Annotated in this window: 17 protein-coding genes and 1 pseudogene; 14 read left to right on the forward strand and 4 right to left on the reverse strand. The window is 66.5% G+C overall.

Annotated features, from left to right (window positions below; all coding sequences use genetic code 11):
- Nucleotides 1-1,337: 1,337 nt before the first annotated feature.
- The 3 genes from OG788_RS24885 to OG788_RS24895 form a co-directional block, all read right to left on the reverse strand.
- On the reverse strand, nt 1,338-4,439 hold the full coding sequence (locus OG788_RS24885; RefSeq protein ID WP_406373535.1) for an NACHT domain-containing protein: 3,102 nt from the start codon (nt 4,437-4,439) through the stop codon (nt 1,338-1,340).
- A gap of 376 nt (nt 4,440-4,815) precedes the next feature.
- Nucleotides 4,816-6,063, reverse strand: a complete 1,248-nt coding sequence (locus OG788_RS24890) for an XRE family transcriptional regulator (RefSeq protein ID WP_406373537.1) — start codon at nt 6,061-6,063, stop codon at nt 4,816-4,818.
- Nucleotides 6,064-6,221: 158 nt separating this feature from the next.
- Nucleotides 6,222-6,602: a GntR family transcriptional regulator gene (locus tag OG788_RS24895; protein WP_406373538.1), complete on the reverse strand. Its 381-nt coding sequence runs from the start codon at nt 6,600-6,602 to the stop codon at nt 6,222-6,224.
- Between the two features lie 434 nt (nt 6,603-7,036).
- On the opposite strand from OG788_RS24895, the gene OG788_RS24900 reads away from it, so the two are divergent.
- The 9 genes and pseudogenes from OG788_RS24900 to OG788_RS24940 all read left to right on the forward strand — a co-directional run bounded on the left by OG788_RS24900 (nt 7,037) and on the right by OG788_RS24940 (nt 12,814).
- Nucleotides 7,037-7,327: a hypothetical protein gene (locus OG788_RS24900; protein ID WP_406373540.1), complete on the forward strand. Its 291-nt coding sequence runs from the start codon at nt 7,037-7,039 to the stop codon at nt 7,325-7,327.
- Nucleotides 7,324-7,671: a diguanylate cyclase domain-containing protein gene (locus OG788_RS24905; RefSeq protein ID WP_406373542.1), complete on the forward strand. Its 348-nt coding sequence runs from the start codon at nt 7,324-7,326 to the stop codon at nt 7,669-7,671. The genes OG788_RS24900 and OG788_RS24905 overlap by 4 nt, the downstream gene beginning before the upstream one ends.
- Complete coding sequence (locus tag OG788_RS24910; RefSeq protein ID WP_406373544.1) at nt 7,668-8,633, forward strand: DUF2637 domain-containing protein; 966 nt, start codon at nt 7,668-7,670, stop codon at nt 8,631-8,633. Before OG788_RS24905 ends, OG788_RS24910 begins: the two co-directional genes overlap by 4 nt.
- Nucleotides 8,633-9,015: pseudogene (locus OG788_RS24915) on the forward strand (RRQRL motif-containing zinc-binding protein). The gene OG788_RS24910 and the pseudogene OG788_RS24915 overlap by 1 nt, the downstream one beginning before the upstream one ends.
- Nucleotides 9,016-9,044: 29 nt before the next feature.
- Nucleotides 9,045-9,260, forward strand: a complete 216-nt coding sequence (locus OG788_RS24920) for a hypothetical protein (RefSeq protein ID WP_406373546.1) — start codon at nt 9,045-9,047, stop codon at nt 9,258-9,260.
- A gap of 96 nt (nt 9,261-9,356) precedes the next feature.
- Nucleotides 9,357-11,573, forward strand: a complete 2,217-nt coding sequence (locus OG788_RS24925; RefSeq protein WP_406373548.1) for a cell division protein FtsK — start codon at nt 9,357-9,359, stop codon at nt 11,571-11,573.
- Nucleotides 11,574-11,715: 142 nt separating this feature from the next.
- The gene (locus tag OG788_RS24930) at nt 11,716-12,003 is read left to right on the forward strand and encodes a hypothetical protein (RefSeq protein ID WP_406373549.1); all 288 of its coding nucleotides are present in this window, start codon (nt 11,716-11,718) and stop codon (nt 12,001-12,003) included.
- 4 nt (nt 12,004-12,007) lie between these two features.
- On the forward strand, nt 12,008-12,196 hold the full coding sequence (locus OG788_RS24935; RefSeq protein ID WP_406373551.1) for a hypothetical protein: 189 nt from the start codon (nt 12,008-12,010) through the stop codon (nt 12,194-12,196).
- Between the two features lie 9 nt (nt 12,197-12,205).
- Nucleotides 12,206-12,814 (forward strand): hypothetical protein, encoded by a 609-nt coding sequence (locus OG788_RS24940; RefSeq protein ID WP_406373552.1) that lies wholly within the window; start codon nt 12,206-12,208, stop codon nt 12,812-12,814.
- A gap of 24 nt (nt 12,815-12,838) precedes the next feature.
- On the opposite strand, the gene OG788_RS24945 is transcribed toward OG788_RS24940, so the two are convergent.
- Nucleotides 12,839-13,351, reverse strand: coding sequence for a hypothetical protein (locus OG788_RS24945; protein ID WP_406373554.1), 513 nt, complete (start codon nt 13,349-13,351; stop codon nt 12,839-12,841).
- A gap of 223 nt (nt 13,352-13,574) precedes the next feature.
- Here OG788_RS24945 and OG788_RS24950 point away from each other — a divergent pair, with 223 nt between their 5' ends.
- From OG788_RS24950 to OG788_RS24970, 5 genes are all read left to right on the forward strand, one after another.
- A complete protein-coding gene (locus OG788_RS24950) occupies nt 13,575-14,333 on the forward strand; it encodes a DNA methylase (RefSeq protein ID WP_406373556.1) in 759 nt (252 codons plus the stop codon).
- A complete protein-coding gene (locus OG788_RS24955; RefSeq protein ID WP_406373558.1) occupies nt 14,330-15,220 on the forward strand; it encodes a bifunctional DNA primase/polymerase in 891 nt (296 codons plus the stop codon). Before OG788_RS24950 ends, OG788_RS24955 begins: the two co-directional genes overlap by 4 nt.
- A gap of 346 nt (nt 15,221-15,566) precedes the next feature.
- The gene (locus OG788_RS24960; protein ID WP_406373559.1) at nt 15,567-16,733 is read left to right on the forward strand and encodes a DUF3631 domain-containing protein; all 1,167 of its coding nucleotides are present in this window, start codon (nt 15,567-15,569) and stop codon (nt 16,731-16,733) included.
- A gap of 235 nt (nt 16,734-16,968) precedes the next feature.
- On the forward strand, nt 16,969-17,289 hold the full coding sequence (locus OG788_RS24965) for a helix-turn-helix domain-containing protein (protein ID WP_406373561.1): 321 nt from the start codon (nt 16,969-16,971) through the stop codon (nt 17,287-17,289).
- Between the two features lie 70 nt (nt 17,290-17,359).
- Nucleotides 17,360-18,874: a LacI family DNA-binding transcriptional regulator gene (locus tag OG788_RS24970; protein ID WP_406373563.1), complete on the forward strand. Its 1,515-nt coding sequence runs from the start codon at nt 17,360-17,362 to the stop codon at nt 18,872-18,874.
- Nucleotides 18,875-19,088: the final 214 nt, after the last annotated feature.

The raw sequence follows: 19,088 nt of genomic DNA on the forward strand, positions 1-19,088 counted from the left end.
ACCTCTTCGCTCCGAATAAGGTCGGGGTGCGATCCGCACCTTCTATCCACCTTACTTATGCAGGTCAGAGCCTTGGCGTGCCGCGGTCTTGCGCGGTCTCAGGGAGACGCGGGGAGAAGATCTTCTCCCAGGTTTCTCCTAAGGAATGCCGGCTTACGAGGCCTGCTAGCGATGCAGCCCTCTTCCAACAGTTCAACGGATCGCGCGATCATAGGTAGCCATGGATCTCCAAGGCGTAGGTGCCATGTCGTCATCTCTCGTAGCGCTCATAGGCGTACCTACGGCCATCTTGGTCGGACGGGCACAGACCAGAGCAGCCGTACGCGCAGCCGAACTCGGGGCTGAGGCGGGGAGGGCGCAGGCCGAGGCCACCTACCGCGCCGCCTTGGACGCTTCCCGAAATCAAGCCCGGGCTGAGTATCGCCAGTGGCGTCACACATTGCGGCGGGAAGCCTGGGCATCGTTCGCGATAGCCGTGAACGATGCAGTTGCCGCTGCTGAGGAATTGGTCACGAGAACGGGGCCCGGCGAGGACCACGCCGTGTTAGCTAGTGCTGTCACTACTGCCAGCGGCGCTGTCAAGTTCGCGCATTCGGTCGTTGAGTTGGAGGGCCCCGTGCACGTGGCGGAGGCAGCCGGTCGTGTTCGTGACGGAGTGACCACAGTCCTTCTCTCGACAGTGCGGGCTGCGACGGCTGCACGAGCTGACGCCATGTTGCGCGCCGTGGAGAACGGTGACGGGCCGGATGGCGTTGACGCGGATCAAGCTTTGACCGCGCGGGATGCACTTCACGATCTGAGGGCAGCGGCCCGAGCACAGGCAGAAGGCGCCAGTTACCCAATCAGAGAGGCAGGCGCACGCAACGCAGCTGTTGCTGAGGCCCAAGCCCTTGCGCTGACGTCTCTGGCGAGGTGTGGCGTTACGGGCAGGCGAGCCGCCTCCCTCATCGATGACGCCAGGAGCCGCCTTCCGCTAGACAACAGATTGCGAACCCTTCGTGAGGCAGAGGCTGCTCTGGACAGGACTCTTGCAGAGTGGATAAGGGTCGCCCGGGAGTACCTGGATGCGGACGCCCAAACCTGACGTGCGGGCTCGGCTTCGTAATCAGCTCTTCGCCTCGAACGCGGTCAGACTCCCTCGTTACCCTGCCCGGGGGCTGACCTGCCTGTTCCAGCTCTGGCACAGTCCATTGCTGTACAGGATGGTCTGGGCAGGGCTGCATCGTTTGGCCCCCGATCGGCGCGGGTCGTTGGCGGCCAATGCTGGTCCTGCCGGGTGGTCAACAGACGGCCTCGCTCGGGGTTCCGCTATATCTTCGGTCATCCGTTTCCCTGCTTCAGTCATTTGAGATTTCGACGTATACCCCCGGGATATTCAGGGCCGTGATGAGTGCACCATCGGCAGTGTGGCAGTCAGCCAGAGAAAGCACACGAAGGCCGTCGAGGTGCTTGAAGGCCAGAGGATCTACGGGCGCGACGCAGCTGTACAGATACAATTGCTTGAGGGGCGACCGGGCACCCTTAAGTGTCGCGAGCCAGGCCGTCACGTCGTACCAATACAAGGACAGGCTGTTGAGGCCGGGCAGCGCAGCGATTTCTTGGAAGCCTGCCGTAGTCGCATCGGCGAACCCAACGAAGTGCAAGTCCCGCAAGCCCGTTATGGTGGGTAGAACGCTTAGATCTGAATTCTCATCGACTCCACCTAGGCTTAGACTCTCGAGCTTCGGGAATCTGCGCAAGATGTCGAGGTCAAATCCCTCACCAATAGGTACGGTTAGGGCGAGCAGATCCTTCATGTCTGCGATAGCCGAGGCTTCTCTGACGGGCCCGAGGCCGAACAGCATGAGTTCCCGCAAGCCGGAATGAGCCCGCAGAGGAGAGAGGTCGATGCCATCGATCGCGGTTGCCCACAATGACCTTAGAGGCGAGACGTCGGTGAGTGAATCGAGTTCCTTTACTGGCTGATCTAGGCGAAGGTGTGTCAACGAGGGCAATCTCCTCAGAGTGCCCATCTGGCCAGAATGAGTGACCATGACTTCGTGCCCTTGCAGAGACAGCCGAGAAAGCACCGCGTCAACGTAGGCGTCAGCGTCGAAGTAGTTCCATGCGTGGATGAGTGCGTCGGTGACGTTGTGGCGTCGATCCTCAACATATCCCTTCAATAGTTCCAGTGATTCTTCACCCCCGATGAGCGCCACAGTCCGTACTGTCTGTTCCGCAGCATTCTCGGTCAGATGCCCCAATGAAGGCGGAAACCAGCGCAGCAGGCTGGGCCCCACCGCCGCCAGTGAGGGCGGATCCGTCTTACGTCTTGCTGGAAGCAACATGGTCACGGCCTGGTCCAAGCGGCTCGCGAGCGTGTCTGACACTGATGGCAACGTCTCCTGGCAGGCTGCCGCCAGCAGCTGCAAAGCGCGAGCGTGCCGGGGCTCCTCTCCGGCGCGGTCGAGGATGCCGCCGAGTAGCTCTTCTCTTTGGCGTGTGTTGGCGTGGCCTGCCGCCATGATGATTGTCTCTCGCCACAGATCCAGATGCGCTCGACCGACCAGGTTACCGATGCGGTCCTCCTCTGTGGCCTCCTTGGCTGCGAGGTACTCCTGGAAGGTTCGGTGCACGAAGTCCATGCGTCCCGCGGCGGGAGATCGGAGAATTCCGGAGCGGTGCCGTAGTTGCTCCAAGACTTGGTTGCCGTCCAGAAGGTCCAGGTGGCGCATCGCTCTGAGCTTCGCCCCCACATACTCGGCAGCTCTATCCAAATCGATCTCAGTACGGTTGTTATCCGACAACCGCCATGCGAGGTCCCTAAGTATGACGGTTTTGTCGCCGAGGCTGAGCTTACTGTCCATTGCGCTTGGCACATTCCTATCGGCGTCCCGGTCATGGACCAAGGTGTGGAGCGCATTGCGATACAGCTCCATGCGATCACGGGGTAGCTGGCGCCCTCGGTTCAGGTGCATTGCACAGAGCATGGCCGCCAGCAATGGCGTGCCCGCAAGAGATTGGAGGTGTGCTCGGTCTTTTAGGCTGGTAAGTAGGGATTGCTCATAGTGCGGAAGTTCCTCTACCTCGCAGGGTAGTTCTCCGCCCAATTCCCGTACTGCTTGGTGCCATTGCCGTACGAACGCTGCCAGGTCGGGAGGCGTCATCCGGTCCAGGTGGAGGGATTCGAAATTTTCACGGCGCAGCCAGTCCGCGCTTGCCGCCGCAGGGCGGGAAGTGACGACCACCCGTACACCGTTGTATTGCCCCAGCAGCTTGCGCAGCCAGTCGCGTACCGCTCGGCGTTCCCGGTCAAGTAGCTCGTCCACACCGTCGATCAAGAGCAGCGCTTTGCCGTCGTCGAGCTGACGCTCCACCCACCCTCTGGGCATGATGCCTGTAATGGGTCCGGCGATTCCGTCTAGCATCGCCTCCGGGCTCGGCGGCGTACGGCCGCTGTACTCACGCAACTTGATTAGGATTGGCGTGAGCCCATTCCAGGTGGCCAGCGTGCCCGTGAAAGCCCCGCGTGCCGCCGTGATAGCCAGCCATCGCAGCAATGTTGTCTTTCCTGAGCCAGCCTCTCCTCGGAGCAAGACCCGGGACGCGCCGCTCAAAGCGGCCTCGACCCGCATACCGGAAGTCTCGTCTGCCGCCTCATCCCATGACCTCATGTCGGGCCTGAGCAGTGGCAAGGAGCGCGTGGTGCGCCGGCGCTGCCCGTTATCCCCCGTCGCCCGGAGGCTGACGTATGCCACCGACAGCCGGACGCGGGGTGCGGTCGTCTGGTCGGAGGTGCTGCGAAACAGCTCTACCTCGTCCAGGTCTCTGCTGACTAGTTCCATGTACGTGCGCCGAAAAGCTGTGTCGTGGTCCGCACCGTCTGGCGCGAGCAGTGAACGGTCCGGAAGGCGTTCCAACAGACGCGCCACCTCGGCGCCTAGTGTGGCCGTCCGCGCCAGCAGTTCCCCCGCTACCCGCTCCTCGAAGACTGGAAGGCTGCGCACGATGCGGACGTAGTAATCGACGCATTCGGCGAAAAGCCGCTCGTACAGGCGCGTTTCCGCCTCGTTCAGGCCGACAGGTGTACTAACGGAGCGAGTGATGCGGCGGATGAGCTCAGCCGGGTTTGCATTCGCCGCAAGCAGGGCCTCGTCTGAGAGATCCGCCCGCATGAAGGTATCGGCCACGGCGTCGATCACGGCCTGGCGACCGCCTTCCCCCAAACGTTGGAACGCGTGCTTTATGAACGGTTCCAGTCGGTCGAACACCGCGTTGGTGATCTGTTCGAACTGTTGCCTGACCTCGCGCTGGAGCCGCACACCGGGCACCCGTACTCGGACTAGTTCCTCCATCGGTAGCAGACGTTCTTGCTCCCGCTGCTTGCCTCCCAGCCACAACCGCCCAGCTGCGTTGGCCACAGTCGTGCCCAGCCGTAACGCCGCAGTCTCCGCAAGCATTGACACCCCTTCGCTTCGCGACTCCCAGCATTCTGGCAGCCGACAACGCCAAAGGTGCGCTCCTTCCACCTGAAGAGCTGACACTTCGCTGGCACTCGCGAACCTGACCTCGCGGCAGGCGGCCAGCGGAGTTGTTCAGGTGGTGTGCCATGGGATCACAGTGGTGCTGAACGCCGCCCCAAGTCGCTCCTTCGATTACCTCGAAGCATGGCCTGAGACAACGAACGGACCGAGTGCCGGCCGTATGCGCGGAGTTGGTACCCGAGCCACGCGGCAAATCGGAGCTGTTCGGGAGCTGGCGCCCGGTCTGTGAAGCCGTGATCGACCGGGGCGCCCTCACTGTGCGAGCCAACCGGTGTGGAGCGGATTCAGCTGGCTATTGAGGACGAAACCCAGGGTTCTCTTGCCCGAGTGCGTGAAGCCGTGTCAGGTATTCTTGAGCTGCGGGTTCCGAGGCGTACCGACGTTTCATCTCGGCTGCAAGTTCCCGGCTGGTCATGATGAGCGATGGCACCGACTGGCGGTCCCCTCGGAGAGCACGCTCGCCCATCTTGAGAGCCTGCTCCAAGTCACCGTCACGTGCCGCTGTAACTCCTAGCGTGACCCGTGCTTCCGCGTTCCGCATCGGTGAGCGCTCGCGTCCGTCAAAATCAGTGCCGGCCCTGAGTACTTCCTCCGCGAGCGTGCGCGCGAGCTTGTCCTCACCGACCAGGCGGTAGCAGTCCATCGAGTAGAAGTCGAACTTGGCGGGGTCCACCACGAAGTGGTTGTCCAAGTTCTCGGGGTGCGGCATCCCTTCGAGCAGGCGCCGCCCCTTGTCGAGGGCCACCTCGACCTGCCGGCGGTCTCCGAGGCGCGCCCATGCCTTGGCTTCCTGACCCGCGAGTTGCACGGCCACGCTGTGGTGCGGTGCCACATCGCCTCCGGCCTGTGCTGCCGAGATCACGCCGCGGTAGTCGCCGGTAGTGAGCGCGAACCATGCGCGCATCTCGTGCGCCCACCCGGCAACCTCTGGATGGTCGGCTTCGGTCGCGAGCGAGAGGGCTGCCCGTCGCGTCGACTCGGCAGCGTGACGGTCTCCCATGTCGTACTCCACGCAGCCGACCAGGAGCGCGAGCCATCCGGAGAGCGCGAGTACCTCGCGGTGCTGGGCAAGGGTGAGGCTCTTCGTGTGCAGTTCGACGACGCGCCGCAACCACTGGCGCCCCTCGATGATGAGCTGCCCACTCGGCATGTACGGGTATTCCGAGCACAGTCGGTCGGTCGTAATCCGCAGGGCATCGAGCGTGGCGCCGTCGACATCCGACCGGTTGAGACGGCTCACGATCTCCAGCGTCTCCATACCGCTCGCCGCCAAGATCTCCCGGTCTCCATCTCGCCGCGCCGGCGCAGGGAAGAGCGCGTGTGTCACGGTGCCGAAGGTGGCCGCGATGATCGGTTGGTAGAAGTCGTTCGGCGCCTGGCCGGACTCCCAACGCTTCCACTGGCGAATCATGCTCTCTTCCGCAGGCAGCTCCGCGGGAGCGTGCGCTCGCAGGGCCCTGACTGCGTCACGTTGCGACCAGTCGCGCGCCATCCGTTCAGCCGCGATGCGTCGCGCCCATGCGGGCCTGTCGTCGGTCATGCGCCCTCCTCCGAGTGCCTGCTCCGAGTCTCCCGCGCGAGCCGGGGGGACAGGGAAGGTGACAGGCGGGTGTCACCGGACATGTCCCCTCCGTCGGTATGCCGTCCCCTGGCTGTCACTTACCTCTCAACTCCCCTTCTGCGCATGCTAGTTGCAGATCAAGCACCACCCGGCACGGAGCGCTTTTCGAGCGCTTCGAGCCTGCCGCGCAGTTCCGAGACCTGGGAGGTGAGATGTTCGAGCTGGCGCAGGACTTCGGGAAAGTCGACACCCGCGCCGGTTCCGCTGTCTTCAGTGGCTTGCTGTGGATCGCGGGCATAGCTGCCGCGCGACGTGGTCAGGATGAGCCCATCCTCGCGGAGGATCGCAAGGGCTCGCTGCACCGTCATTCCCGAGATTTTGAAGCGCGTAGCCAAGTCCCGTACGGAGCCCACATGGGCCCCCGGCTTGATATCGCCACGCGCGATCTCTTGCCGCAGGATGTCGGCCGCCTGCTCGGACTCCGGTCTGGGGTCGTCTTTCGAGATTTCAGCGCTCATCACGGCATCGAGCGTACCCACCCCTAGTACGACCTAGCACGAATCTGCGCAGTCCTCTTGCGCCCTAGTGCGTGCTAGTACATGCTGTTACGTATCGGTACAGCGAGTCCGGAAGGGCTCTGCCGTTGTGTCTGTAAGTGCTTGACCTGCAAGGCCGCACGACCAGGAGCCCCGCATCGGACGGGGGGAGGCGACCCGGCGCCTTGGCATTCACCGGAGGGCTTAGACCGAAAGGTCACGTCTCCATACGCCTACTTCGAGGCCGGACAGCTCTACCTGACACGGGAGCGCGGTCGCGATGAAGGAGACACGAACAACCGCCCGGAACCGACCCGTGCCGCGCTCGCGACCTGGGTTCTTCCGGAGTAGTCGCCGTCTCACCAACACGCCTGCGGCTGCTTCGGCTTCCTGTCCCTCCACTTCAGGAGCCTTCCATGCATATGTACATCGGCCGCCAACAGGCCATTTCCCCTGAGGACTTCGCGGAACTCGCGCTCGGCACCCCGATTGAGCTGTGGCTCGGAGTCGAGGGGGAGAGCGACGAAGAGCGCGCCGCCCGTTTGGATGCGGCGCGCGACATCCTCGCCGACAACCCGAACCTTCCCGACGACCTGATCCGCATCGCGGCGCAGGTCATCGAGGAGAACCCCGACCTGTTCGACGTCATCCCGCTGTCCCGTCCGGCCCGGCGCCGGCGCACGGCGCGTAAGGGGGTGGCGGCATGAACGAGCTGCTGTTCGCTGCCGCGACTGGCGTGCCGATGGCGGCCGGTTGGTCGCTGCACGCGTCGCGGCTGGCTCGCCGTATCGAGGTGCTGGAGACGCCGGTGGAGACGGCCGGCCTGGTGCTGGACGTCAGTGCCTCGATCGGTGCCGTCGGCGCCCACCCGCGCACCGAGCAGGTGGTGTTATCGGACCTGTTGCGGCTCGCGGACGAGCAGATGTACCGGGCCAAGCGCTGTGAGGCCCCATGGTCGAACGCGTTGAGCCTGGAGAAGAAGTGCCCGACCGTCCGCGGGCGCCGCGCTGGCCGTTCCGGCACGCATGGCGGAACGGGGGTCGCAGCATGACCACCCCCGCCCCCACCTCTGAGGCGCCCTCCGTGGGGGTGCCGCCGTTGACACGTCCGGAGCTGGGACTCGCTGGAATCGGTGCGCTCGCCGCTGCCGCGGTCGGCGCGCTCGGTCTGATCTCTTCCTTCGACGCGGTGTCCGCTGCCGCGCTGCACTGGGGATTCCACTCCCCGTGGATGCTGCCGGTCGGGATCGACGTGTCCATCCCGGTGTTCACCGTCGCCAACCTGTTGTTGATCCGGATGGACATGGCGCTGGCCTGGGTGCGGTTCGTGCCCTGGGTGCTCACGCTCATCACATGCGGGCTGAACATCGCCGCCGGACACTCCCCGTCCGCGAAGCTCGCGCATGGCACAATGCCGCTGCTGTGGGTGGTGTTCTCCGAGATCGGCGCGCACATCTATGCCGTCCGGATCGGCGCCGCCACCGGCCGCCGCATGGAGAAGATCCGCTTCTCCCGCTGGCTGCTCGCCTTCCCCTCCACCTTCGCACTCTGGCGCCGCATGACGCTGTGGGAGGTCACCTCCTACAGCACGGCCCTGGTCCTGGAGAAGGAACGCCAGTTGGCCCGCGCGGAGCTCCGCGAGCAGCACGGACGGCGCTGGCGCTCGAAGACCCCACGGCGCGAACGCGTGATGCTGCGCATGGGCGACCTTGCCCCTGCCACGGAGCAGGGCATCCCCGCACCGTCTCCGGAGAGCAATCCACCGGGAGCCCCGCCCGTGCCCAAGGCGCCGCCGCGGCGCCGCACCCCCGCCAGGGTCGTAGGGAAGTCGCAGCGCTCCTTCGAGGACCTGCTCATCGAGGCTCGCGCGACCACCGCAATATGGAACGAAGCCGGTCTGAACGCGGAGGCTATCCGCGCGGAAGTGCGCTGCTCCGCGGCGAATGCCCGCAGGCTCCGGGACGCACTGAAAGCCGAACGTGCCCAAGCCCCGGCGCTGCACGTCGTTCCGTGATGGCCGGGTCGTTCGGCAAGTGCTACGACCCCACCGGCGCTCAGTACGGCATCCCCACCTACCCGTGGCGTTACGCCCCCAACGGGCTCGCCACACGTCGCCAACTGCGTGCCCGCGGGCGCCGTCCCGGTGGTCAGCCGATCGCGGCGCAGCTCATGCGCCCGCGCTACCGGCGCGGCCCGCTGGTCGCCTACCTCTACCGCATCGACCATGCCAAGCCCGTCCGTCCGATGACAGCTGGCAAACGGGCCGCGCTCGCCAAGCGATGCGAGCACGCCGCGCCTGCCCCACCTGCGCCACGGACGCCGGATACGTCATCCCGACTTCGATCGGCATGTGCGTGCCCTGCGCCTACCCGACCACCGCGCCGTGCGCCGCCTGAACACCCCACCGATCGCGAGGAGTTCCGCCATGGCCAACCCGCCCCCGCCCCCGGCGCACACCGTCGCCTTCCACTGGTCCGCGCTGGTTTTGGTCGGCCGTCTGTGGCGCCCGGTATCCGGGATCGTCACCGGCCCGGACAGCTACGAGAAGGCTGACGCCTACTTCGAGGCCACCGACCAGCTCACCATGCAGGGCTTCCGCGGCGCCGTGGCCCACTTCCAGGCCACCCGCATCCGGCTCTGACCCACCCTCACCGCCTGCTCGCGGGGTCCGTCCGCCCACCTTCCACAGCGTCGGCCGGACCCCGCTCACCCCCTCCGCATCTGGAAGGAACCTTCAGTGAACCAGCCCGACGACAACGAACTGTTCCACCGGCTCGAAGCCGAGATGACCGCCGACTCCGACGCGGACGTCGTCGACCTCGACAAGGCCCGATCCGCCCGCGACGGATCGGCCGCCTCGACTGGCGACCCACTGCCCGACTCCCGCCCCACCGAGTCGGGTCCGGAGTCGGCCGACTCGGACGACGAGGAGTCGGCCGACTCGCTTGCCCGTCGCGTCGACCGGCCCGACCTTCCCGCACCGGGCATCACGACCTACAAGCGTCGGCCGATCCTGCCGACGTGGCTCACCTCGAAGCCTGGCTTCGTGGCGACCGCACAGCGCGCGGCCGGCAACGCTTTCTACGCCACGGCCTTCCACGGCATCCGCACCCCCTGGTACGCCCTTCAACTCACCTTGCACGCGCCGCGTGGTGCGGCCCGCTTCGTGCGGGACTCCAACCGGTGGGTGTGGGACGCGGAAGGTGCGCCGCTGCGCGAGTACGAGGTACGGCGGGAGAACACGGCCGAGTATCTGAAGCTGTCCCGGCAGCGCGACGGACGGGTACGCCTGCGCGTGCTGGTCAGCACAGTGGCACTGGTCTTCGGTGCTGCATTCGCGCTCACCCTCTACGTGCTGGCCCCCGGGTGGTTAGGGGTGTTGGCGTCGGCCGCGGTGCTGGTGGCGGGGTTCTGGGGCGCCCCGCATGACCACCCCGTGATCGGCCCGGCCGTGCTGAAGACCGAGATCCAGAAGCTGACGGGTCCGATCGTGCTGCGGGCGCTGGACAACATCGGCAACGCGAAGCTGTCGGCCGCCATCAAGAAGGGCGGCGACATGAACGGGATGCGCTTCACCTCCGAGATCACCCGCGACGGCCCCGGCTACCGCGCCGACCTTGACCTGCCGTGGGGCGTGACCCCGGAGGACATCATGGAGGCCCGCAAGCCGCTCGCGTCGGGGCTGCGCCGCAAGGTCGGGTGCGTGTGGCCGTCGGCCGACCCGACCGAGCACGAGGGCCGGCTGATCCTGTGGGTGGGCGACAAGCCCATGAACGAGACCACCAAGCCCGCCTGGCCGCTGCTGAAGTCGGGCAGCGTCGACCTGTTCAAGCCGGTCGTGTTCGGCAACGACCAGCGCATGGGCGACGTCGCCGTCACCCTCATGTTCGCCTCGGTCGTGGTCGGGTCCATCCCACGGATGGGCAAGACGTTCCTGATGCGGCTGTTCCTGCTCATCGCCGCACTGGATCCACGGGCGGAGCTGTACGCGTTCGACTTCAAGGGCACCGGCGACTTCGGCGCCCTGGAACCGGTCTGCCACCGCTACCGCGCCGGAGACGAGGACGAAGACATCCTCTACGTCCTCGAATCACTGCGCGAGCTGCGGGCGGAGCTGCGCCGCAGGGCGAAGGTCATCAAGTCCCTGCCGCGCTCCCGCTGCCCCGAATCCAAGGTCACCCCCGAGCTGGCGAACGACAAGTCGCTCGGTCTGCACCCGATCGTCGCCGGGTTCGACGAGTGCCAGGTGCCGTTCGAGCACGAGAAGTACGGCGCGGAGATCGAAGAGATCGCGACCGACCTGGGCAAGCGCGGTCCCGCGCTGGGCATGGTGACCCTCTTCGGCACCCAGCGCCCGGACGCGAAGTCGCTGCCCACCGGCATCTCCGCCAACGCGGTGCTGCGGTTCTGCCTGAAGGTGATGGGCCAGCCGGCCAACGACATGGTGCTCGGTACGTCGATGTACAAGGCGGGATACCGGGCGACGATGTTCTCCCGCACCGACCGCGGCATCTGCTGGATGGCCGGCGAGGGCGACGACCCCCGCATCGTCGCGTCCGCGTTCGTCGATGCACTGGGCGCCGAGCAGGTCGTGGTGCGGGCCCGGACGATGCGCGAGGCGTACGGCAACATCACCGGCCACGCCATCGGCGAGAGCCCCGAGAGCGGCGAGGCCGCCTTCGATCTGCTCGCCGACATCCTCAACGTCGTCGCCGTCGACGAGGACAAGGTGTGGAACGAGAAGATCGCCGCCCGCCTTGCCAGTCTCCGCCCGGAGATCTACGGCGGGTGGAAGCCGGAGACGGTGACCACGAACCTGCGCCCGCACGGCATCAGCGCGCAGGACGTCTGGGGCACCACCGACAAGGGCAAGGGCACCACCCGCCGCGGCATCGCCCGCGCCGACATCACCACCGCCATCACCCAGCGTGACCGAAAGCGGTCCGGAGGCTGACCGCGCACCGCTGCTAGGTCTAGCAGCCCTCGTTGCTAGACCTAGCAGCCCCGCTAGCACCCCATACCGGCTCTGATCAGCAACCTCGCACCTAGCACCCGACCTGCGAGAACACCCGGAATCCCGCCTGGAAGGGCACCCCATGACCCTCCTCCTCCTTGCTGGCGCCTGCCTGCTCGCCGTCACACTCGGTTACTGGAGTCTGTGTGCGGCGAGCCCGTACGGCGACTGCCGCAAGTGCCGCGGCTTCGGCTTCGCCATGAAGACCGACCGCAAAGGCCGCCTCAAGCGCGGCAAGCCATGCCGCCGCTGCAAGGGCCACGGCAAACGCATACGCGTCGGCCGCCACCTCTACAACCTCTGGCTGCGCGTGGCCCGCGACGGCACCGACACCCCCGCCGCCGCGCGGCGGCCCGCCCGGAAGGGATAACCCGATGGCCGTGACCGTCTCCCTGGTCGCCCTGTTCGGCCTGGTCCTGTTCTTCCTGCTCCGCTCCAAGACCCTCGGCTACGGCTCCGCGTTCATCGCCGTGATGTTCGGCTTCTACCTCTCCTCCACCGGCGCCTCCGGCCCCGTGACCGAGCTGACCGCCGCAGTCGTCGACGCCCTCGGCAAGATCTAGGAGACCACCGTGAACGAACAGATCGTGGCCCGCCACTGGCTCGCCCTCATCGCCCCCAAAGCCGCCCCGGCAGCGGCGACGTCCACCGTGCTGATCCTGGCTCGGATCTGGAACTCCAACGGCGCCGAACACTCCCTCGGCAACGCGGTGTTGATGACCGCGCTCTCCCTCGCCGCGGGCGCGGCCGGCATGTGCGCGAGCATCGGCCGCGCCGGTGACCCCGTCATCGCGGGAACTGCGTTCGCCGCGTCCGGAGGGCTCGCACTGGCGGGCGTGGCCGGATACGCCGACGGGCTCTCCCTGCCTCTGCTGCTGTGGGTCCTCGCCACCACGGCCGCCTACGGACTCGCCGCCCGGCACTGGCGCACCGACCGCCGCGAACACGTCGCCCAACAGCGGCACATGGGGGAGCGGCGCGAGGAACACGCCCACATCGAACGAGTGGAAGCCCTCAAAGCCGGAGCACAGATCGAAGTCGCACGCACCGGCGCCGCTTACGCCGAATCTCTCGCCCAGGCACTTGTCTCCCGCGCCACGCTGCCCGGCTTCGACCCGACGGCCCTAGAGCACGCGAACCTCCCCCAGGTGCCCGCCTTCCACAGGTGGAAGGAGCACTGAGCCCGCGAAGGCGTCCACTGGCGCTCACCGCGGGGTTGGAGGCGGGAGCACATGGAGCCCCAGTTTTCGGTACACGCTCTCGGGAGGATTGTTGGACACCCGCCATGCCAGGTCCTCGAAGTACGGCATGGCGTTGCGCTGACGCGCGCGGCGTTCGAGGTAGACGAAGGGCGCGAGCACGGTCCATGCGCGCAGCAGGCTCTTCCCGTAGGCGCCGATGATCAGGGATTCGTCGACGATGCCGTGCGCGACCAGTTTGCCCAGGTCGTTGTAGAAGAGACCGGCCCGTTGCACATGTTTCTTAGCCTCCCCCGGGAGTTGAAGATAGGGCACCGGTTGCGGGTGATCGATGGCGAGCTGGTACAGCACGTATTCGACCGCCTCTAGGTAGTCGTCCCCTCGTGTGTCCTTGAACCCATCCATGATCATCGCCAGGATTGTCGACTTCCGGGATGACGTGAGCTGCCCCCACGCCAACCAGGCCGAGATCACCAGGGCGAGCACGGAAACCAGCAACGTCACGACGTTCAGGGCCACTTCTAGTACCCCCACTTCTGCTGGCCTTGCGATACCACTTCGTCGCACCGCAAGGCTCTCGACAGCAGTCCCCACGACTGCACGTGTCGTTCCCGCTGTCTGCACTCGCACGTTCGATGCCTCGCGCAGTCCACGTGCAGACACACCCGAGGCGGGCGCCGTCTCACCACAAGCCTGCGCCCGCCCCGGTTCTCCCGTCCCTCAGAACTAGGAGACCTCCAGCATGACCGAACGAGCGTTATTCAGCGAGGGCCGCCCGGCCCACACCACCCCAAGGAGCAGCGATCGGCTCCGGCCGCGCCTCCTGGACTTGTTCTCGTGCGCTGGCGGCGCCGCCGTGGGCTACGCCCGCGCTGGCTTCGTCGTAGACGGCGTGGACATCGCCGACCGGCCCAACTACCCCTTCCCGCAGCACCGAGGAGACGCGCTCGAACGACTCGCCGCGCTGATTCTCTCCGGGGAGATCGGCCGGTACGCCTTCGTGCACGCCTCCCCACCGTGTCAGGACAAGTGCACGCTGACCGTCGGGACGAACCGCTCCCAGGGCTGGGGTGGAACCCACCAAGATCTCGTGGCGCCCACCCGAGACCTGCTCGACAAGACGGGCCTGCCGTACCTCATCGAGCAGCCCAACGGCCGCGCGGAGATTCGCAAAGACCTCACACTGTGCGGCGAGATGTTCGGGCTCGGCGTCCTCCGCCACCGCAACTTCGAGTTGGGCGGATGGACCGTCGAGCAGCCGGCGCACGCCCCCCACCGCGGACGTGTGAAGGGCTGGCGACACGGTGAGTACTTCGATGGCCCGTACGTGGCCGCCTACGGCAACGGCGGGGGCAAGCCGTCCATCCCCGAGCTTCAGACCGCGATGGGCATCACGTGGACTGACGTCCGCGAGGAACTGACCGAGGCCATTCCGCCCGCCTACACGGAGTTGATTGGCCGCGCATACCTCGCTTCACGCGCTGTGGAGGTGGTGGCATGAACAACCACCTCCTGTATGCCGCGCTGGATGCGGCCGAACGCGGTTGGGCCGTGCTCCCGCTGCGTCCCGGCGACAAACGTCCGGCCCTGCACGGCGAGGACGTCTGTCCCGGCATCGGCGATTGCGCGGGTGGCCACCGCAAGTGGGAAGAGCGCGCCACCATCGACCCGGACCGCATCCGCCGTGCCTGGGGCGACCTGCCGTTCAACGTGGGCATTGCGACCGGCCCGTCCGGGCTGGTCGTCGTCGACCTCGACATGCCCAAGCGCAAAAGCAGTGCGGACACGCCTTCCGGCGTGACGACCTTTCGTGCGCTCTGCGAGCGCGCCGGACAGGCCGTTCCCACCACCCGCACGATCCGGACCGCAGGTGGCGGAGTCCACCTGTACTTCACCGCCCCGCCCCGAATTCGGCTCGGCAACACGGCCGGACGGCTCGGCAAGCGCATCGACACCCGAGCCTGGGGTGGCTACGTCGTCGCCTCCGGCAGCCTCACCCCCACGGGCGCGTACGCGATCGTCGACGACACCCCGCCCATCGTGTTGCCGGATTGGTTGTATGCCCGCCTGACGGTCCGACAGGTAGCGCAGGCATTGGCGGCTGCTCCGTCGTCCGCACAGGCATCCAGCTACGCCATAGCGGGCCTGAACGCGGAAACCGCGTCCGTACGGCAGGCCCCGGAGGGCGAGCGCAACGCCACGCTGCTGCGGGCCGCGCGAGCCCTGGGGCGGTTCATCGCGTGGGGCGACCTCCCCAGGGAGCAGGTTGAGGAGGCTCTTCAGTGGGCGGGGGAGCAGGCCGGTCTCTCGCCGCGATCCTGCGAAGCGACCATTCGCAGCGGTCTGAACTGGTCGATCACCCGCAACCAGCGAGGGAGGGTCGCATGAGTACCCCGCCCCGCCCCTCACTGAAGAGCCTCTCTGCCACTCCGACTGGCCTGCGCGCCGCCGCGCAGACTGCACCCGGTCCGACCGAGGGCGAGCCGAAAGGCGGCGCCGAAGGCGTCATTTCAGCTCTTCGCCCTGTCGCGAAGCAGGGAGACGGTCGGTACCCGGTCGCCTGGCTCCACATCCGCGCACCGAAAGGCGCGGTCCCCACGGCCGCATCGCGCTGCCTGTGCGGCAGGGACCGCAGCGCCGTGGGACATCGCAAGGTACTGGCCCTGATCAGCGACCACACCGCCCACCGCGACAACTGTCCGCTCCGCACCACCCAGAAAGGGAGGGCCGCGGCATGACCACCAAACCGCCGGCACACCCCACCGACGGCTCCGCCCTGCTCGATGAGGTGGAAGCCTTCCACCGCCGCTTCAACGTCTTCCCGCTCGAAGCGGCCTACGTCGCCGTGACGTTGTGGAACGCGCACGCGCACCTGCTCGACTGCTTCGACGCAACTCCGAGGATCGCGTTCCTCTCGCCGGAGCCCGGCTCGGGGAAGTCCCGCGCATTGGAGATCATCGAAACTCTGGTGCCCAAGCCGCTTGTTGCGGCCAACGCCTCCGCGTCGGTGCTCTTCCGTGCGGTGTCGACCCTGGAGACCCGACCCACAATCCTCTTCGACGAAGTGGACACCGTGTTCGGGCCCAAGGCCGGAGACAACGAACCCCTGCGAGGCTTCCTCAACGCTGGACATCGCCGCGGAGTTGGGATGTGGCGCTGCGTCGGCGACGGAGCCAATCAGCAAGTGCAGGAGTTCCCCTCGTACTGCGCCGTCGCCATGGCGGGGCTCGGCTCGCTGCCGGACACGATCCTGACCCGCTCGGTCATCGTCCGCATGCGTCGCCGCGCGAGGAACGAATACGTGGAGCCCTACCGGCAGCGCATCCACGAGAAGGAAGGCAACGCCCTGCGCGACCGGCTCGCCGACTGGGCGCAGTCCGTGCGGCACCTGGTCGACGGCGTGTTTCCCACGTTGCCCCCGGAGGTCACCGACCGGCCAGCGGACGTGTGGGAACCGCTGCTCGCGGTTGCCGATGCAGCCGGGGGAGAGTGGCCGGACCGGGCTCGCGCGGCGTGCGTGGAACTGGTCAATGCCGCCAAAGTCGGAGACAAGGGCAGCATCGGAATCCGGCTCCTGACGGACCTGCGGGATTACGTGTTCAACGGCATCGACCGCCTGCCCACCGTCGCCGTCCTTGACCGCCTCCACAGCCTCGAAGAGGCGCCGTGGGCGGACATGAGCGGCAAGCCCCTCGATGCCCGCGGGCTCGCGAGAATGCTGCGCGAGTACATGACCGCGGACAACACCCCGGTAGCGGCCCGGAACATCAAGACGGGCGGCAGCGTGATGAAGGGCTATTACGCCGCGGACCTTCACGACGCGTGGGAGCGCTATTGCCCCCCACCCCCTGAGAGTCCGCTACTTCCGCTACCTCCGCTACCGAGCAGGTCAGAGGCCTAGAAAAGGTAGCGGCAAGCCCGGATTTATCCGCTACCCGCACCACCTCATCCGCTACCGGCCCACGGCCCGCCCGTCGGCCGGTAGCGGCTCTATCCGCTACCGCTACCCCTATCCGCTACCTCGATCATGCCCCTGACCAGGGCGGTAGCGGAGGTAGCGGAAGTAGCGGACCTGACAGGAAGGGGGGCTGTTCGCTCCTCCTTCCTGCGTGGCGCAACATCCAAGAAGAGGAGCCATGAACGCGGGTCAGAAGAGCAACACCCTTCCCCCGACGTACTCGCCTGCCGAAATTGCCGAAGCGCTCGGCTGCTCAGAGTGGTGGGTGAAGGAGCAGGCCCGGCGACGCCGCATCCCGTTCATCCGCAGCGGCAGCGGCTACCGCTTCACAAGGAGCCACGTGGAGGACATCTTCCACATCCTCGAGGAGCGTCCCGACCAGGAGAACAAGTCCGAGGACAGGGCGACTTCGACGGGACGTCGCACGGTCACCTTTTTCGACGCACCTGTGGTGCAGCTCCGGGCGCGGCGTCCGAGGCGCGCCCGGACCACCGCCTGACAGATGAGATGACGCAATGGGTGGGAGCTCAAACCGAGCTTCCACCCATCGCTTTGCCATGAGAGGGAGCATGGGGTTTGCGGAGGAACGCGGCACGTACTGGCGTGGCCGCTACAAGATCTCAACAGGTAAGTACGGCACCGTTGCTGACGAGAGGGGTGAGACCGTCCGCTTCCGCACGAAGCGCGAAGCCAAGCAAGCCGCTGATGCCGAAGAAGCGAAGGTTCGATCGGGCGGCTGGAAGGACCCAGCGGCCGGACAGGTCACATTCGGCGAGTACGCCTCGCGCTGGTACGCGGCGCAGGATCTAGCTGCGTCCACGATGCAGAACTACCGCCGGCACTTGGAAGAGCACCTGCTCCCAGAGTTCGAGGAGCGCCAGCTCGCCTCAATCCAGTGCGTGGATGTCGATGCGTGGGAGAAGAAGGAGAAGGCGCTCTATGCCGTATCGAGCGTGAAGACATGGCGCGGCACGCTCCACCTGGTCCTCGAAGACGCGATGGACGACGAACTCATCAGCGCCAACCCGGCCACCAAACGTCGGGGTAGGGGAAAACGCGCCGGACGCTCGCGTGACCGGGGACCCGAGAAGGTCGTCACCGAGCCTCTTGGCATCCTGCTGTGTGCTGAACGTGCCTCTCTGCTCGCGGGGCGCGATGACGAGTTCGTTGCCGTCGTGACCAAGGGCTACACAGGCATGCGGTGGGGCGAAGTTGTGGGACTGGAGACTGAGTTCGTTCGCAGAGGGGTCGTGCGTGTGGAGTGGCAGCTCTACGAACTCGATTCGGGGGAGTTCGAGCGCTGCCCTCCCAAAGACGACAGCTACCGCACGATCGACGCCCCGACATGGCTCACTAGCCTGTGGGCCAATCACGTAGCCCGTACACAGCCGAAGCCCTGCGCTTGCCACGGAAACACGTACATGTTCCGCGGGCAGGGAGTTTCCCGCACGGGGGAGACCGGCGCGAAGGTGATCGATGTGGCGCGACGGGCCGGCGTTTCCACCGGCACCGTCTCCAACGTCCTCAACCGGCCCGACGTCGTGGCCGAAGCCACCAGACAGCGCGTACGGGAGGCAATCGGCGCTCTCGGATTCACTCGCGGTGGCGGCGCCGTCGACCAGGCCGAGCACTGGCGACGGAACGGGTTCGCCACGTGGCTGTTCACGCCAGCAGTCTCGGGCTGGTACCCGAAGAAGGCACCACAAGAGGCACGGCCCGTGCCGGTCCTGGCCGATCCATGGCCAGGGGTGCCAGCGCGCGGAAGAGGCGCACAGGCGCGAGCAGACACCTGCTGGGTGCCGATCGCGAAGGGGCTCACTCCGCACGGGCTGCGCCACACGCACAAGACACGCATGGAGGGATTCCGCACGCCGCCGAAGCTGATGGACGAGCGCATGGGGCACATCGACGGCTCGGTGCAGGCGCGCTACTCGCACATCACCCGCGAGATGCGGGAGGAGCTGTTGAAGGACCTCACCACCGAATGGGAGACGTCGCTAGATGCTCGTATCGCGATGTGTCCGACGTCGCCGGTTGCGGTGCTCAACGACCTCTTACGCGAGCGTCTGAGGGCGCGCCGGTAGGCGCCGTCTGGGAGCGGAATTTCAAGATTTCCTCCCAGGAATACCCAACACAATAATTCAGGCCCGGCATTGACCGGTCAGTGTCGGGCCTGACCCGATGTTTCTCGTCCTGGTGGCGAGAGTCAAAGCCACGGCTCCTCAGCCCGAAGCCGTTGCCAGCTGTGTCCTGCTGCCACGCGACAACCTGCCAACGTTGCGGGGGCAGCGCTTGCAG

This window comes from Streptomyces sp. NBC_00647, from assembly GCF_045207245.1.
Lineage (GTDB): Bacteria > Actinomycetota > Actinomycetes > Streptomycetales > Streptomycetaceae > Streptomyces.